We start from the raw sequence: 16501 nt of genomic DNA on the forward strand, positions 1-16501 counted from the left end.
CGTACGACCCCATAGTTATCGACCATCGGCTATCGGCGTCAAGGGATTCAACAACCACATGGCCAAAGCCTCGCCCGCCTCGAGCGGCGCGAACGGCCCCAGCCGCTCCTTGAGCAGCTTGGGCGGCCAGACCCTGCCCAGCAGTCGCCCGAGCTGGATGCGGAAGGGCTCGGGGAGGTGGCCCAGGTTCTGTAGCCGCTCCCAGGCGGCCTCTTCCTGCTTGAGGCCCAGCAGGGCCTGGGCCTCGAGGGCGCTCTTCCAGATCTGGGTGCCGGGGTCAGATTCCAGGCCGCTGAGCTGGACCAGCTGGGCCAGCACCTCGCCCCAGCGCCCCTCCCGGCCCATCGCGTCGGCGTAGGCCAGCCGGGCCTGGTCGCGCAGGTAGGGGTTTTCCAGCCGGAGGAAAGGGTGCATGAGGGCCTGGGCTGCGCCCGGCTCCAGCAGCAGAGACAGCATCAGCGCCGTGTCGAGCATCAACCCGGTGTAGCGGTCGCCCTTGGGCGAATCCTGCTGCAACTCCTTCCACAGGCCCTCGAGCAGGCGCTGGGCCTGGGGGGCGGGCTGGCCTCCGTGAAAGGGCGGGCGATAGGGGTCGCCGGTCTCCCAGACCCAGTAGGCCACCGCCAGGCGGAAGATGGTGCGCCGGTAGCGGTAGAGGGCCTCGCTGCGGCGCTCGCGCGCGCCCCGCAGGTAGCGCTCGGCCTCGGCGGTGAGGCTGATGGCCTCCCAGGGATGGTGACGGGCGGCCTCGAGCACCCCCGCCTCACTCTGGGCGCGGGCGCGGGTGAAGGCGTCGGGGGCCTCGGCGATGGCCCGGTAGAGGTGCTGGGCCGCCTCTTCGTAGCGCCCGATGCGGCGCAGGGCGGTGCCCAGGCGAGCCCGCACGCGCGCGGCCTCCTCCGAGGCGGTGGGGGTCAGGCCCGCGAGGGCGCTCTTCATGCGCTCGACGGCTTCCTCGCCCTGCCCCAGCCGCATCAAGAGGTCGCCGGCTTGGTAGCGGGCGCGGCTGGAGAGCAGTGGGTCGTGCTGGACCTGCTCCAGCGCCTCCAGCGCCTCCTTGAAGCGCCCCGCGTCCTTGGCCACCAGGCCCTGCCACAGCCGTACCCGGTCGGCCAGGAAGGGCGGGATGGGCAGGGCCAGGGCCCGCTGCACGTCGTCCTCGGCCAGCGCGTAGTCACCCTGCCAGCGGGCGATGGCCGCGTGGACCAGCAAGCCCTCAGCCAGCACCTCCCCGCTGAGGGTGGAGAGGTCAGGCAGCAGGGCCTGGGCGGCCGGGTAGTCGGCGGCGTCCACCTTGGCCTCGGCTGCCTTGACCCTGGCCCAGGCCCGGGTGGCCGGGTTCTTCGAGCCCGAGAGCAGCTCGAGCGCCTCCAGCGCCTCGGGGTGGGCGTACTGCCCCAGCACCGCTCGGTAGCGCACCAGCACCGTGGCCAGGGCTTCGCGCTTCTCGGACGGCCACTCCTTCGAGCCCGCCCACAGTCCCGGCAGCAAGGAGAGCCTCGAGGGGTCGGCGGCCAGCAGCTCCAGCAGCACCTCGAGCGCGCCCGCGCCCCAGGCGTGGTGCAAGGCGCGGAAGAGGTCGCGCTGACGGTAGTACTCCAGGGCCAGCTCGTGCAGGTGCCGGGCCTCGGCGCCCTGCACCTCGGGCAGCAGGGTGCGCAGCACTGGGCGCACCAGCGCCTCGCCCTGCCCCCGGCCCGAGCCCTCGCTGGCCGGCTGCAACAGCGCGCGCTCGGCTTGGGAGAGGGTGGAGAGGCTACGGCCCAGGGCGGCCTCGAGCAGGGGAACCGGCACGGCGGGGTCGGACTCGAGCGAGAACACCGCCAGCGCCTCGAGGATGGGCCGCAGCGCGGGGTCCTGGCGCAGGTCGCTGGAGGGCTGAGCCTGGCGCTGGGCGGCCTCGAGCAACACCAGCCGCGAGAGCTCGCCGAAGTTGCGCCCGGCCTGATTGACCAGCGCCTCCACCCGCTCAGGCGGCAGGTCGGGCAGGCGGTCGCGCACGTAGCGGCGGGCCTCGGCCCGGCTGGGGGCGGAGAGGGGGCTGTAGCTCAGGCTGACCGGAGGCTCGCTCAGCGCGGCGATGTAGGGGATGTCGAGCTGGCGCAGCAGGGGCTCGAGCCACAGCGTCAGGTTGGTGCGCTCCCCCCCGACCCGCAGGGGCAGGCCGCCGAGCTGCCCGTCGGCCTCGGCCCGCAGCAGCAGGGGCACCCCCTCGCGCTGGATGGCTTCCTTCAACAACTCCTTGATCTCGTCCTGTAGGGCACTTTGCAGCGCGTAGGGTTGAGTAGGGGAGAGCTGAGCCAGCAAGGCCTCGAGCCCTTCCCGGATACCCAGCCGCTCGCCGATGAGGTAAAGCTGAGGGGCCAGCTCACCCCCCAGGTTGACCCGCAGGCTGCTGGGCAGGGTGCGTTCGATGGCCCCTAGCAAGACCCCCTTGCCGGTGGCCGGGCCGCCCACCACTACCATCTGGATGCGCTCCCCGGCCTCCACGCCCCGCACGAAGCGGCGGAACAGCCGTCGCTTGTCCCGCCCCAGCGCCCGCCGCGCGGCCTCCTGGGCTAGCTCGCCGGGGAAGGGCGGGGGCTCGAGCCCCACCTCCCGGAAGAGGCCGACGAGCACCTCGAACAGCCGCAGCTTCTCGTCGGGCGAGCCTAAGTCTTTGTAGAGGATGTTGCGCACCGTGCCGGCCCGCCCCCCGCGCTCGGCCAGCACCGCCTCGAGCCAGCGCAGGCTCCCCCGCCTCCCCCGGTGGTCCTGTCCGGAGAGGTGTGGGCGCAGGGTCTCGAGGTGCTTGAGCCAGGGTGTAGCGGCTTCGCTCACGGTGTATACACTATACGTCAATAGCCGATGGCCAATAGCCCCTGATGTGGGCTATCGACCATCGACTACTTGGGCTATCGACCCGTGCTCAGTGGAACTGTGCCTCTTCGGTCGAGCCCACCAGGGCCGCGGTGGAAGCCTGGCCCGCAGTGATGGCCAGCAGCACCTCGTCGAAGTAGCCCGCGCCCACCTCGCGCTGGTGGCGCACGGCGGTGAAGCCCTCCCGCTCGGCGGCAAACTCGAGCTGTTGCAGCTCCACGAAGGCGCTCATGCCGCGTTCCTTGTAGCCGCGGGCGAGCTCGAAGGTGCGGTAGTTGAGGCTGTGCCAGCCCGCCAGGGTGATGAACTGGAACTTGTAGCCCATCGCCCCCAACTCGCGCTGGAAGCGAGCGATCGTCTCGTCGTCGAGATTCTTCTTCCAGTTGAAGCTGGGCGAGCAGTTGTAAGCCAGCAGCTTGCCAGGGAATTGAGCGTGCACGGCCTCGGCGAACTTGCGGGCGACCTCGAGGTCGGGCGTGGAGGTCTCCATCCACAAGAGGTCGGCGTAGGGCGCGTAGGCCAGCGCACGGGCGATGCAGGGCTCGAGGCCGTTGCGGATGCGGTAGAAGCCCTCCGGCGTGCGCTCGCCCTCCTTGACGAAGGGCCTGTCGCGCTCGTCGATGTCGCTGGTGAGCAAGGTGGCAGCCTCGGCGTCGGTGCGGGCGATGATGAGGGTGGGCACGCCCAGCACGTCGGCGGCCAGGCGGGCGGCGTTGAGGGTGCGGATGTGGGCCTGGGTGGGGATGAGCACCTTGCCGCCTAAATGCCCGCACTTCTTTTCGCTGCTGAGCTGGTCCTCCCAGTGCACCCCGGCGGCCCCGGCTTCGATCATGCTCTTCATCAGCTCGAAGGCGTTCAAGGGGCCGCCAAACCCGGCCTCGGCGTCGGCCACGATTGGGGCGTACCAGTAGCGCCCGCTCCCGCCCTCGGCCCGCTCGATCTGGTCGGCCCGCATCAGGGCGTTGTTGATGCGCCGCACCACCTGCGGCACCGAGTTGGCCGGGTAGAGCGACTGGTCGGGGTAGGTCTGGGCGGCCAGGTTGGCGTCGGCGGCCACCTGCCAGCCCGAGAGGTAGATGGCCTCGAGGCCCGCCTTGACCATCTGCACCGCCTGGGCCCCGGTGTAGGCCCCGAAGGTGTTGACGTAGGGCCGCTCGTGCAGCAGCTCCCACAGCCGCTCGGCCCCCCGCCGGGCCAGGGTGTGCTCCACCTGGAGGCTAGGCCGCAGCCTCACCACGTCCTCGGCGGTGTAATCCCGTTGGATCCCTTTCCAGCGCGGGTTGCTCTCCCACTCTTTACGCAGTTTCTCGGCTTCCAGTCGCATTTCAGGGGTCAGTTTGCTCATGGGCTTCCTCCTCGAATGAACTCCCGTCGAGCCGGGAATCCCCCTCGCTCGGGCTGTGCATCCACCCCCGAGAAAGCTCGTGGCGCTCGGTTGTGTAGCGGGCTAACGCTGGGTGAGCGTTACGGTTCTGATTGTGGGGGAAGCCTCCAGGAACTTTGACCGTGTATAAGTTGGTTCAACACACCCGAGGGAAAGTGTAAATGGAAAATAGGTACACTTGATGAAAATACACAAGTGCGGGTTGGTGGTTCTCAGCTTTTTGAGTGGGACCAGGGTTGCCGCATACGGACCCGCGCTGTAACTCCGACGTGGGAGCCTGGGACCTCGAGCATCCCCCTTAGCTGGAACTATTCAGCAAAAGATTAAGGAAAATGCCTGGACTGAGTTTGTACAATCGACCTATCATGCCGATTTATGATGACCGTTCCATGGATCAATGGTTGTTTGCTCGATCACGTCCCAAAAGAGCCGAAGAACTCGCACCCCTGGAGGAACTGGGCGTCTTCCCTCGCCGCGTACCTTTCCCCACTCCTGTCGCCGCTGAGTCTCCCACACCTCAGCCTCGAGCTACCTGGAACCCCGAGGGGGAGTTCGTCCTTCGTCCCTACGGCTCTCCCCTCCAGCGTAAAGCCCGGCGGGAGCGGGAATGGCTGCACTCGGGGGCCATTTTAGACACCCATCTTACCCATCCCCTGGCCCACCTGATCGATCAACAAGGGGCTACCAACCCCTACCAGCAGGCCATCGACCAGCACGGAGCCCACGACCCTTACCTGAACTCCAGCGAGACGGCGGAGGTGAACATCAAGTGGTCGGGAGCTTACGACCTGAGCAAGGATAAAGACCCCCGGCTCAACCTGTCCCAGCCGCACCTGGCTACAGCACCTCAGAAATACTACTGGGCGGCCGTAGACGTGTACTACGACCGGATCGCCTACACCACGCTCCTGGAGGCTATCGAAGCCATCGCTAAACGTCACGATCAGTACCCTGCTTTCAGAAAAGCAGCCCTGGAGTTCATCGGCTCTACCGACAGGCTGCCCCTGAGCAAGGACGCGCTTCTTCTGGCCCAGCAAATCCAGATCAAGGATTTCGAGGAGAGCATCTTTTTCTACATGAAGAGCAGGTTCGCGAAGATGAAGGAGGAGGGCGTAAAAATCGGTCAAGACGTGAAATATGACATGGCAGATGAACTTCTGAGAATTTGGTACTCGTGGCATCCGGGCAAAAAGGTAACCAGATGAAGAGGAGGCTCACCTTCTTGGCATTGGTGCTTTTCTTAGGTGCTATTGGAGCAATCATGCAGGGTAATAGGCATAGGGGCGAACCACAGATTAAGGAAGTATTTCTGGTTGTGAGAGAGATGCTTTTGGGTTTGGGGCTAGACCAGATTGGTTGTCCAAGTTACTATGGGGATTTCTACGAGTTTAGAGCTTGTTTTGCCTTGAAAAACACGCCAGAAAGCATCATTCCAAATCTCGATAAATCTCTGGTAGGTATGTCAATGAGGACAATGGGCTGGCAGCAGGACTACGGTCTTTGGATAGCAAAGTATCGTATCTTGCAGAATCTGAAACTAAGAGTCAGTATTGTTCTGACTGAAAAAATAGGCAATTTTGAGCTGGAAGAGCACACACCACTCAAGAATTATCACACCTTTGCCCGCCTCACCATAGTTGAGACCGAAGACTAGCAGCTGAGGATGTGCTTTGCGGGCCTCTCAGGGCTTTTAGCCGTCCTCAATACCATAGAGAAGCGAGGTTCTAAATGGACCCAAAAGTTACGTCGAAAACTGATGAAACCAGAAAGGAGAGTAGTGGTTTTAGCTACTTTCTTCGTGGGGTTATTTGGCTCGTGTTTAGCAGTGCGGGGCTTTGGGCTTTTTGCTCGAACATTACGGGTGCCCTCCTCTTGATGTGGGGCTTCAGTTATTCTCAACAACCATCGCTTCTCGAGCAGCTACGCTTCTCGACGGTTCAGATGATGCCAACGCTGGTGGGGGCTTGCGCCTTCATCGCCGCTTTATTCAATGGGATTGTAAGTTTCATAGTAATAACGACTGAGGGCTCGAGGCCGACACTGGAAAGCAAGTTGGACTGTGAATCCGAGTTCACCTATGCGATCAGGTGGATGATATTCGGCTTTTTGATCTCCATTTGCCTGATCGTGCTTTCCAGCGTGACCTATTTCTACGACATCGACTTCCTGTGGCTGGGAGTGGCGTTAGGGACTCTCTTTTTTGTTGTTGCCAGTAGTACGGGCCTAAACGGCATCGTGGGGCTCGTGGAGAAATGGTCGCTCGGGAGGGAAAAGGCCCTTTGCTCGTGGAGAGAGGCCATTAGGCTGATCCTTTTCCTGCTGACGTGGCTATTGCTGCCTGCGGGCTACTTGATGCAGTTCCTTCTGCCGTGCACGAGATGCTCGAGCTGACTGCTCCTACGCAGCACGTGGCATGGGCAGCGCTATGTATCGGGTTCAACTTTGGAAAAAGCGGGTCAAAGCCTCCTTCGCCCGCTGCACGTGCGCCCGCATCGCGGCCTCGGCGGCCTCGGGGTCGTGGCGGCTGACGGCCTCGAGCACCGCCTCGTGCTCAGCTAGCGAGAGCGGCAGGCGGCCGGGGATCACCGCCGAGGAGTTGATGAGCAGGCGAATTTGTCCGTCGATGGTCTCGGCCACGGCCAGCAGCCGCTTGTTGCGCGAGGCTTCCCAGAGGGTCTTGTGGAACTCGAGGTCGAGGTCACCGTAGGCCTCGAGGTCGCCTGCCTGGGCGGCCTTGCGCTGCTGAGCCAGGATTTTCTCGAGCTGCTTGGGCAGGGTTTTGCCGTTGTTTTCCACCGCCAGCCGTGCAGCCAGGCCCTCGAGCACCTCGCGCAGGCTGTAGATCTCGCGGATGTCCTCGGGGGAGGGGTTGCTCACGAAGTAGCCCCGGTGGGGGATGGCCTGCACCAGCCCCTCGCGCTCGAGCGCAGCCAGGGCCTCCTTGATGGGAGTGGGGGAGAGCCCGAGTTCCTCGGCCAGCACCCGCACCACCAGCTTGCGGCCTGGAGGGAGCTTGCGGCCCAGAATGGCCCTGCGCAGGGCCTTGTAGGCCTCGCGGTTGAGGGTGGTACGGGTCAGCATCTCAATTGAAGTTTAGCACGATTGACGACAAAAGATTTTAGATATAAAATCTCGCTGCATACAAAAGGAGGCCGGCGTGGCGCACAGAGCCCTGGCGCACAAAAGCACAGACGACGTGGCGGTAGCGGTGAGCGAGCTAAGACCGGGTGAGACCCTCACCATCGAGGCGCTGGACGGGGGCGAGCCCCATCAGGTGAAGGTGCTCGAGGCCATCCCCCTGGGCCACAAGATCGCCCTGCGCGACCTGCCCGAGGGGCACGTGGTCATCGAGTACGGCGAGAAGATCGGGCGGATGACGCGGGCGGTGAAGAAAGGCGGCTACGTGCACACCCACAACATCCGCACGCTGCGCTGGGACTACGGGGAGACGTCCACCGCAAAGCGCAAGGCTAAAGTGACGGCTTCCCGGAAGTCCGGCGTGGGGAAGGGGGGTAAGTGATGGCGATGGCTGCCATGCGCAACGCCTCGAGGGCTCGAGCCAAAAAAGCTGGCTCCGCCCTGCAACTCACCGGCTACCGGCGGACGAGTGGGGCGGTGGGGGTGCGCAACCACGTGGTGGTGCTACCGGTGGACGATCTCTCCAACGCTGCCGCCGAGGGGGTGGCCCGGCTGATCAACGGAGCCGTGGCGCTGCCGCACCCCTATGGGCGCTTGCAGTTCGGGGAGGACCTCGAGCTCACCTTCCGTACCCTCAGCGGGCACGGGGCCAACCCCAACGTCTACGGCGTGGTGGTCATTGGCATCGAGCCCAGGTGGGCCGAGCGGGTGGCCGAGGGCATCGCCAAAACCGGCAAGCCGGTGGAGCTTTTCTCCATCGAGCGCCACGGCGACCTGGGCACCATCCACATGGCGTCTCGAGCGGCCTACCGGCTGGTGCAGGAGGCCTCCGAGGTGCGGCGCGAACCCATCAGCCCCTCGGAGCTGGTGACTTCGATCAAGTGCGGCGAGAGCGACCCCACGCTGGGTCTGGCGGGGAACCCCGCTTTAGGCCGCGTGGTGGACCGGCTGGTGGACATGGGGGCCAGCGTGATCTTCGGGGAAACCTCTGAACTCACCGGCGGCGAGCACCTCATCGCGGGCCGCTGCGCCACCCCTACCCTCAGGAAGAAGTTTCAGGAGATGTACGACGCCTACATTCAGATGATCGAGGACCAGGGCGTGGACCTCTTGGGCTCGCAGCCCACCGAGGGCAACATCCGCGGCGGGCTTTCCACCATCGAGGAGAAGGCGCTGGGCAACATCCAGAAGACCGGGACCCGCCCGGTGAGCCGGGTCATCGGCTATGCCGAGCCGGTGGGGCCGGGCCAGGGCCTGGTCTTCATGAACTCCTCCTCGGCGGGGGCCGAGTACGTGACGCTGTGCGCCGCGGCGGGGAGCGTGTTGCACTTCTTCACCACGGGCCAGGGCAACGTGGTGGGCCACCCCCTCATCCCCGTGATCAAGATCTCCCCCAACCCCATCACCTGCGAGACCATGAGCGAGCACATTGACGTGCCGCTGCCCGACCTTCTGCTGGGCGAGATCGGCCTGGACGAAGCCGAGGGCCGCATCATGAACGTCTTCGAGCGCACCGTGAACGGGCGCAAGACGGCAGCGGAACTGCTGCGACACAACGAGTTCGTGATCACCAAGCTCTATCCGAGTGCCTAGCACGCCAGGGATAGCCAAGAGCAACTTTCGCCATCAGCCACCGGCCATGATTCTCGTCTGCGAGTTCATCACCCCCAGCGGCCTCGAGCGCCTCAGGCAAAGCGGCGTCGAAGTCCATTACGACCCCCACCTCTGGAAAGACCGCGACGCGCTCAAGGTCCGGCTGGCCGACGCGACCGCCCTCATCGTGCGCAACCAGACCCACGTCGATGCCGACCTGCTTTTGGCAGGGCCGAAGCTCAGGGTCGTGGGGCGGCTGGGGGTGGGCCTGGACAACATCAACCAGGCGGACTTAGAGGCCAGGGGCGTGAAGCTCTACTTTGCCCGCGGGATCAACGCGGTGGGGGTGGCCGAGTACGTGATGGCGGCGATGCTGCACCTCTCGCGCAACCTCGCCGGGGCCGCCCGGCACGTGGCCGAGGGCGGCTGGAACCGCAGCGCCTTCGGGGGCTTCGAGCTCTCGGGCAAGACGCTGGGCCTGATCGGGCTGGGCGAGGTAGGCTTGCGGGTGGCTCGGCGGGCTCGGGCCTTCGGCATGAAGGTCGTGGCCGCCGACCCCCAGCGCCTGCCCTGGGAGAGTGTGGTGGAGGAATTCGAGATCACCCTCACCACCGTCGAGGAGGTCCTGCGGCAGTCGCACTTCCTCTCGCTGCACGCGCCGCTGACCCTAGAGACCCGCCACCTCATCCGCGCCGAGACCCTCGCCGCCATGCCTAAGGGGGCCTATCTGATCAATACCGCTCGAGGTGAGCTGGTCCGCAACGAAGACCTGGTAGCCGCCCTGCGTTCGGGCCAGCTGGCGGGGGCGGTGCTGGACGTGGTGGACGAGGAACCCCTGCCCGAGCATCACGTGCTGCGGGCTGTGGATAACCTGTGGATAACCCCCCACGTGGCCGGGCTCACCGCCGAAGCCCAGGAGGCGGTGGGCCTGCGGGTGGCCGAGGGCGTGCTGGCGGCGCTGGGGGTCCGATGAAAATCGCTTATGCCCAGCTTCTGGAAGCCGTGCGGGGCCACTTCGCCGCCTTGGGGCTTGCGGCAGAGCACGCGGGGGCCATCGCCGAGGTGGTGCTGGAGGCCGAGCTCGAGGGCAACAGCGGGCACGGCCTCTCCCGCATCCCGCAGTACACCCACCAGCTCAGGGCCGGGGGGCTCAACGCCCGGCCCGCGATGCGGCTCGAGCGCACCCGCCCGGCTGTGGCCATCCTTCATGCCGACGGAGCGCCCGGCCCGGTGGCGGGCCTCCAGGCCGTGAGGGAACTGGTGGGCCTGGCGCAGGAGCAGGGGAGCGCCGCGCTGGCGGTGCGGGGAGCCGGGCACTGTGGGGTGCTCTCGGCCTACGTGGGGCGGCTGGCCCACGCGGGCCTGGTCGGGCTAGCCTTCGCCAACACCCCGCCCGCCCTCGCGCCGGGGCCGGTGCTGGGCACCAACCCCATCGCCCTGGGCACGCCTGCCGAGCCCGAGCCGGTGGTGGTCGACACCTCGGTGGCGGTGGTGGCGCGGGGCAAGATCATGGGCGCTGCCAGGCGGGGCGAGGCCATCCCCGAGGGGTGGGCCGTGGACAGGGAGGGCCGGCCCACCACCGACGCCAAAGCTGCGCTCGAGGGCTCCCTGCTGCCCATCGGCGGCGGCAAGGGCTTCGCTCTGGGGGTGCTGGTAGAGGTGCTGGCCGGGGCGCTGGCGGGGGCGGTGCTTTCCCCCGAGCTGCCCCTGCCCTGGGCTCCGCCGGAGCAGGCGGCTAGGCCGGGGCTGTTGCTGGTGGCCCTCGACCCGGCGGCTTTCGGGGAGGGCTACGGTGAGCGGGTGGCCCGGATGGTGGGAGCGCTCGAGGCTGCCGGGGCCCGCATCCCCGGAGCCCGGCGGGCGGCTTTGCGGAGGAAGGCCATGCGGGAGGGGATCGAGGTCAACGAAGCTTTGCAGGCTGAACTGGGTAGACTTGGGTTGAACTTACAAGGAGGAGCGGCATGAAGAAGCTGTTTTGGCTCGCGTTAGCGGTACTCGTGGCTTCCGGGGCGGTGGCCCAGCAGGCCACCCGGCTGCGCGTGTTCATCGGGGGGCAGCAGCGCCCCGACGTGATGCGCAAGATTCTGGACGCCTATCAGCAGCGCAACCCCGGCGTGCGGGTGGAAATCGAGGTCGGCGGGGCCACCTCCGACCAGCAGCAGCAATACCTCACCACCGTCTTGGCCTCGCGCGATCCCTCGATCGACGTCATCCTCATCGACGTGATCCGGCCCGCCCAGTACGCGGCGGCTAAGTGGTCGGACACCCTCGACAAGTACCTCCCGGCGGCCAGCAGGGCCAACCTGCTCAAGCAGTACCTGCCGGCCTACGCCAAGGCCAACGTCATCAACGGGCAACTCATCGCCCTGCCCAGCTTCGCCGACGCGCAGTTCCTGTACTACCGCAAGGATTTGCTCGAGAAGTACAACCTCAAACCCCCCACCACCTGGGACGAGGCCATCAAGCAGGCCCAGACCATCCTGGCCGGCGAGCGCAACCCTAACCTCAATGGCATCGGCTTCATGGGCAATATCTCCGAGGGCACGGTGTGCAGCTTCCTGCTGCCCATCTGGGCCGCGGGGGGCGACGTAGACGACGACTCCGGCAAGCTCATCCTCACCGAGGCCCAGGCCCGCAACTCCTTGCAGTTCTGGCTCGACCTCATGGACAAGCACAAGGTCTCCCCACCCAACATGGCCGAGAAAGCCCAGGACACCATCCGCCAGGAGATGCAGGCCGGGCGCTGGGTCTTCGGCACGCTCTTCGCCTACGCCTGGAACAGGTTTCAGAACGACGCCGACAGCCAGGTCAAGGGCAAGATCGGCGTGGTGCCGCTGCCCCGCTTCGAGGGCGGGCGTTCGGCGAGCTGCTTGGGCGGTTGGCAGTGGACCATCTCCGACTTCTCAAAGAACAAGGCCCAGGCCTACAAGCTGGTGCGCTACCTCTCGAGCCCCGAGGTCTCCAAGGTCCTGGCCATCGAGGCCTCTAACCTGCCGGTCTTCCCCTCACTCTACAAAGACCCCGACGTGCTCAAGGCCAACCCCTGGTTCGCCGACGCCCTGCCCGTGGTGCAGGCCGCCCGCGCGCGCCCCGTCCATCCCCGCTACCCCGAGGTGGCCGACGTGATGCGCAAGGCCCTCAACGCGGTTCTGGCCCGCACCAAGACGCCGGAGGCCGCGGCCAAAGAGGTCATCGGCGGCTTGCAGGCGATTTACGGGAAATAAGGTCGAGGGTTAGGGCTATGTCATACGTCGTACGTCCTGCGCAGGTGCTTTTGGTGCGAGGCGTATGGCGCACGACGTATGACCTACGACGGTAACGACTATGACCCGACCCCAACCCCGCTACCGCAGAAGCCTCGGCGACCTCAGCGAGCGCGCCTTGGCCTTTTGGCTGCTGGTCCCGGCTGGGTTGCTGCTGGGCCTCATCGCCCTGTACCCGGTGCTCCGGCTCGTCTACACCAGCTTTTTCCAGTATCAGCTCACCCTCGGGCCCGAGGCCAGCTTCAACGGGCTGGAGAACTACGCTACTGCTTTGCGCGACGCCCGCTTCTGGAACGCGTTGAAGAACACCTCGCTCATCGTGTTGATCACCGTTCCGGGGGCGCTGGTGGTGGGGCTGGGGCTGGCTTTGCTGGCTAATCTGCCCTTCCGGGTGAAGTGGCCGGTGCGGCTGGGGCTGTTGTTGCCCTGGGCCCTGCCGCTGGTCTTCGTGGGCCTGATCTTCCAGTGGTTCTTCGACAGCCAGTACGGGGTGGTCAACGACATCATCGTGCGGCTGGGGGGAGAGCGGCAGTTCTGGCTGTTCAGGCCCGACCTGGCCTTCTGGGCCATCTGCTTCACCATCATCTGGAAGACCAGCTCCTTCGTGGCGTTGATCCTGCTGGCGGGCTTGCAGACCATCCCCAAGGAACTCTACGAGGCCGCCGAGGTGGATGGGGCCAGCCCCTTCCAGCGCTTCTGGCGCGTGACCCTTCCGCTTTTGACCCCCGCCATCCTGGTGGCCCTGATTTTCCGCACCATCACCGCCTTCCAGACCTTCGACATCCCCTACGCCATGACCAAAGGGGGCCCCGGCAACGCGACCGAGACGCTGGCCATGTACGTGCGGGTGACCAGCATCGAAAACCTCAACTTCGGCTACGGCTCGGCCCTGGCGGTGCTGCTGTTCTTGCTGAGCATGGCGATTACGGTGGTGTACCTGCGCTACGTGAGGGGGGCGGATGAGTAGGCTGCGCCGTAGGGGTCGTACGTCGTACGTCGTACGCGAAAGAGGCAAAACGCAAGACGCAAGACGCAAGACGCCGGTAGCTCGTGCTTTGGGGCGCTTAGCGTTTAGCGTTTGGCGCTGGGCGCACTTGAGCCTTTGGCTATCCGCGGCTCGGAGGGCTTCATGAACCCCTTCAAGAACCTGCGCCTGTGGGTGTGGGTCGCCGCGGCCATTGTGGTGGTCAACGGCTTCTTCCCCTCGGTGTGGATCTTCTTCACCTCACTGAAGCTCGAGGGCGAACTCACCCGCATCCCCATCACCTACTGGCCGGAGAACCCCACCTTCCAGAACTACCTCCAGGCCTTCCGCGAGCAGCCGTTGGGCCGCTACTTCCTCAACAGCGTGATCGTGGCGGTAGCTTCGACCCTGCTGTGCGTGGGGGTGGCGAGCCTGGCGGCCTACGCGCTGGCCCGGCTGCACGTGCCCCGGCGCAACCTGATCCTCTCGCTGTTGGTGGGGGTCTCGATGTTCCCGGTGGCCTCGCTGATGGTGCCGCTGTACCAGACCTTCAACGAACTGGGCCTGCGCAACAACTACCTGGCGCTGATCCTGCCCCACGCCGCGCTCTCGCTGCCGGTGGCCACGCTCACGCTGGTGAGTTTCTTCGCCGGAATCCCGCGCGACCTCGAGGCGGCGGCGATGGTGGACGGCTCGAGCCGCCTGGGCGCTTTGTGGCGCATCGTGGTGCCGCTCTCGGCGCCGGGGGTGTTCACGGCAGCCATCCTGGCCTTCGTCAACAGTTGGGACGAGTTCCTGCTGGCCTCCACGCTGCTTCCGGCCAAGGCCATGCGCACGCTGCCGGTGGGCATTCAGCTCTACCAGGGCGAATACGTCTTCCCCTGGCCGCTGATCTCCGCCGCCCTGGTGGTGGCGCTGGTGCCGGTGGCGCTGGTCATCGCCGTCTTCCAGGAGCGGGTGGTGGGCGGCCTGACGCAAGGGGGTGTCAAGGGATGACGCGAGACGCAGGTCGTACGTCGTACGCAAGAAGGGGTGTGGCTCTGGACCCCTGAGGTTGTCCTGGGCGTTTGGCGTGTAGCGTTTGGCAATCTTATGTTGCGGATCGGACTCGTCCCCATCGTGCGGCCCCTGTTCCGGGGGTCGAAACTTGGCCTCGAGCACGCCTCGAGTCAGGCCCTTCGGCGCCTCGGAGGCGAGCTGGGCTTCGAGCTGGCCTACGTGGCCGAGCCCGTGGCCGACGCTACGCAGGCGGCAGCGGCGGCGAAGGCGGCAGTGGCGGCTGGGCTGGACCTGCTGCTGGTCGAACACGTGACCTTCGCCACGGCAGACGTGTTCTTGCCCCTGCTGGAGCTCCCCGTTCCGCTGGGCTTGTGGGCGCTGCCCGAGGTGTGGGAAACGGGCCCGCTGCCGCAAAACGCCATTTGCGGGCTGAACCTGGCCCTTTCGCTTTCGGTGCCGGGGCGGCAGACGCCGGTGAAGTGGTTTTACGGCGCCCCCGAGGACGAACGCTTCCGCGAGCGCCTGGGCCTGACCCTTGCCGCCTTGCGTGGGGTCAAAGCCCTGCGCGAGAGCCGGGTGCTGTGGCTGGGCGGTCCCGCGCCGGGGTTCTTCGCCTTCGACGCGCTGCCCGAGACGGGGATGCGGGTGGAGCGGGTGGGCCTCGAGGCGCTGTGGGAAGCCCTGGAGGGTGTCAGGGATTCCGATGTGGACGAGCTGGCCGCCGTCTTCGACGAGCTGGCGGAGTACCCGCTGGAGCAGTTGCGCCCGACCTTCCGGCTCGAGCTGGCCCTGGCCCAGGTGGCGCGGGGCTACGACGGGGTCGCCCTCCGCGAGTGGCCGGAAATCCCCGACCGGGCCGGGGTGATGGCCTACTCGGCCATGGCCCGCCTGGCCGACCGGGGTCACACCTTCGCCCCCGAAGGCGACGTGATGGGGCTGGCCGGGCAACTGGCCTTGCGGGCCATCTCAGGCCAGCCCGCCATCCTGCTCGACATCTCGCACTTCGGGAGCAAAGGGCTCATGCTCTGGCACGGCGGCGAGGCTCCCAAAGCCTGGGCGGGTGGCCCCACCCGGCTGGTTCCCCACTTCAACCGGGGGCTGCCTGCCGTGCGCGACATGCCCCTCAAAGCTGGGCCCATCAGCGGCCTGCGGCTGCTGCCGGGGCGGCGGGCGGTGGTGCACGGGGGTTATCTGAGCGGCGAAAAGGGCTACGACGGGGACTCGAGCTGGCTAGTGGCGGCGAGCTGGGCCGGGCAGAGCCTCGAGCCCCGCGAGTTCCTGGCGAGCTGGCTGGGCCACCGCGTCCCCCATCACATGGCGGTGGGGATGGGCGAGCACCAGCCGGCGCTGCTGGAGCTGTGCGCCTGGTTGGGCCTGGAGGTGCTGTCGGCCAAACCGGAGGAAAATGGGCTGGTATGGCTAGCGTGATCACCCTGGGCTGGGCCTGCTTGGACCAGCGCTTCTACCTCGAGCGCTTTCCCCCCACCCACAGCCGCACCCCCGTGCGGGCCTTCCGCCAGGCCATCGGCGGACCTGCCGCCGTGGCGGCCCAGGCCGTCGCCCGGCTGGGCGGGGAGGCGCTGCTGCTCTCCCGGCGCGGTTCGGACACAGTGGGGGAGAGCCTCGAGGCCGCCCTCCGCGCCGAGGGGGTGCGCACCCGCTTCACCCTGGGCCAGGAAACCCCCATCAGCGCGGTGCTGGTGGCCCCGGACGGCGAGCGCTACATCTTCCCTTACCGTCCCGACCTGCCCGCCGAGCCTGACTGGGACCCGGAAGTGGTGCTGGAGGGCGTGGGGGCCGTGCTGCTGGACCACCGCTGGGTTCTGGCCGGGCTGCGGCTGGCCCAGGCCGCCCGCGCGCGCGGCATCCCGGTGGTGCTCGACCTCGACCACGACCGCCCCGAGGCCTGGGAGCTGGTGCCCCTGGCGAGCCACGTGGTGGCCTCGGAGGAGCTGGCCCGGCATCTGGGCGGGGTGGAGGCGTTGCTGGGGCGCATTCCCGGTTGGGCCGCCGTGACGCTGGGGGCCGAGGGCGTGCGCCACCGTAGAGGCCAGATCCCCGCCTTCCGGGTCGAGGTCAGGGACTCGACGGGCGCGGGGGACGTGTACCACGGCGCTTTCGCCCTGGGCCTGGCCGAGGGGATGGGCGAGGAGGGGGCCCTGCGCTTTGCCGCCGCGGTCGCCGCCCTGCACGTGCAAAATGGCGAGCCTCCTGGAAGGAGGGAGGTCGAGGCATTATTGGCCTCGTAGGGGCCCAGGGTTTTACGAAGGGTTATCCGCTCTGCAGCAGAAGCTAGTTGGA

The 16501-nt window shown here is 66.6% G+C and carries 15 protein-coding genes; 12 read left to right on the top strand and 3 right to left on the bottom strand.

Annotated features, from left to right (window positions below):
* Positions 1–15: 15 nt before the first annotated feature.
* Positions 16–2820 (bottom strand): tetratricopeptide repeat protein, encoded by a 2805-nt coding sequence (locus Mrose_RS02080; protein WP_119275773.1) that lies wholly within the window; start codon positions 2818–2820, stop codon positions 16–18.
* Between the two features lie 88 nt (positions 2821–2908).
* Positions 2909–4204: an isocitrate lyase gene (aceA, locus tag Mrose_RS02085; protein WP_119275774.1), complete on the bottom strand. Its 1296-nt coding sequence runs from the start codon at positions 4202–4204 to the stop codon at positions 2909–2911.
* Positions 4205–4575: 371 nt separating this feature from the next.
* Between aceA and Mrose_RS02090 the strand changes: the two genes are divergently transcribed.
* The 3 genes from Mrose_RS02090 (at position 4576) to Mrose_RS02100 (ending at position 6634) form a co-directional block, all read left to right on the top strand.
* The gene (locus Mrose_RS02090; protein WP_147371549.1) at positions 4576–5448 is read left to right on the top strand and encodes a hypothetical protein; all 873 of its coding nucleotides are present in this window, start codon (positions 4576–4578) and stop codon (positions 5446–5448) included.
* On the top strand, positions 5445–5897 hold the full coding sequence (locus tag Mrose_RS02095) for a hypothetical protein (RefSeq protein ID WP_119275776.1): 453 nt from the start codon (positions 5445–5447) through the stop codon (positions 5895–5897). Before Mrose_RS02090 ends, Mrose_RS02095 begins: the two co-directional genes overlap by 4 nt.
* 74 nt (positions 5898–5971) lie before the next feature.
* On the top strand, positions 5972–6634 hold the full coding sequence (locus tag Mrose_RS02100; RefSeq protein ID WP_119275777.1) for a hypothetical protein: 663 nt from the start codon (positions 5972–5974) through the stop codon (positions 6632–6634).
* A gap of 45 nt (positions 6635–6679) precedes the next feature.
* Here the strand turns inward: Mrose_RS02100 and Mrose_RS02105 are convergent, their stop codons facing one another.
* The gene (locus tag Mrose_RS02105) at positions 6680–7324 is read right to left on the bottom strand and encodes a GntR family transcriptional regulator (protein ID WP_119275778.1); all 645 of its coding nucleotides are present in this window, start codon (positions 7322–7324) and stop codon (positions 6680–6682) included.
* A gap of 76 nt (positions 7325–7400) precedes the next feature.
* On the opposite strand from Mrose_RS02105, the gene Mrose_RS02110 reads away from it, so the two are divergent.
* The 9 genes from Mrose_RS02110 to Mrose_RS02150 all read left to right on the top strand — a co-directional run bounded on the left by Mrose_RS02110 (position 7401) and on the right by Mrose_RS02150 (position 16449).
* On the top strand, positions 7401–7763 hold the full coding sequence (locus Mrose_RS02110) for a UxaA family hydrolase (protein WP_119275779.1): 363 nt from the start codon (positions 7401–7403) through the stop codon (positions 7761–7763).
* Entirely contained in the window at positions 7763–8974 is a 1212-nt protein-coding gene (locus Mrose_RS02115) for a UxaA family hydrolase (protein WP_275052651.1), read from the top strand. The genes Mrose_RS02110 and Mrose_RS02115 overlap by 1 nt, the downstream gene beginning before the upstream one ends.
* 46 nt (positions 8975–9020) lie before the next feature.
* Positions 9021–9947, top strand: a complete 927-nt coding sequence (locus Mrose_RS02120; RefSeq protein ID WP_119275780.1) for a hydroxyacid dehydrogenase — start codon at positions 9021–9023, stop codon at positions 9945–9947.
* Positions 9944–10939: an Ldh family oxidoreductase gene (locus tag Mrose_RS02125; protein WP_119275781.1), complete on the top strand. Its 996-nt coding sequence runs from the start codon at positions 9944–9946 to the stop codon at positions 10937–10939. Before Mrose_RS02120 ends, Mrose_RS02125 begins: the two co-directional genes overlap by 4 nt.
* Entirely contained in the window at positions 10936–12198 is a 1263-nt protein-coding gene (locus Mrose_RS02130; RefSeq protein ID WP_119275782.1) for an ABC transporter substrate-binding protein, read from the top strand. The genes Mrose_RS02125 and Mrose_RS02130 overlap by 4 nt, the downstream gene beginning before the upstream one ends.
* Before the next feature lie 100 nt (positions 12199–12298).
* On the top strand, positions 12299–13204 hold the full coding sequence (locus Mrose_RS02135; RefSeq protein WP_119275783.1) for a carbohydrate ABC transporter permease: 906 nt from the start codon (positions 12299–12301) through the stop codon (positions 13202–13204).
* Between the two features lie 162 nt (positions 13205–13366).
* On the top strand, positions 13367–14197 hold the full coding sequence (locus Mrose_RS02140; protein WP_119275822.1) for a carbohydrate ABC transporter permease: 831 nt from the start codon (positions 13367–13369) through the stop codon (positions 14195–14197).
* A 96-nt stretch (positions 14198–14293) separates the two neighbouring features.
* Positions 14294–15628, top strand: coding sequence for a fucose isomerase (locus Mrose_RS02145; RefSeq protein ID WP_119275784.1), 1335 nt, complete (start codon positions 14294–14296; stop codon positions 15626–15628).
* On the top strand, positions 15616–16449 hold the full coding sequence (locus Mrose_RS02150) for a PfkB family carbohydrate kinase (RefSeq protein ID WP_119275785.1): 834 nt from the start codon (positions 15616–15618) through the stop codon (positions 16447–16449). Before Mrose_RS02145 ends, Mrose_RS02150 begins: the two co-directional genes overlap by 13 nt.
* The last annotated feature ends 52 nt before the right edge of the window (positions 16450–16501 follow it).

It is taken from the genome of Calidithermus roseus (assembly GCF_003574095.1).
GTDB lineage: Bacteria > Deinococcota > Deinococci > Deinococcales > Thermaceae > Calidithermus > Calidithermus roseus.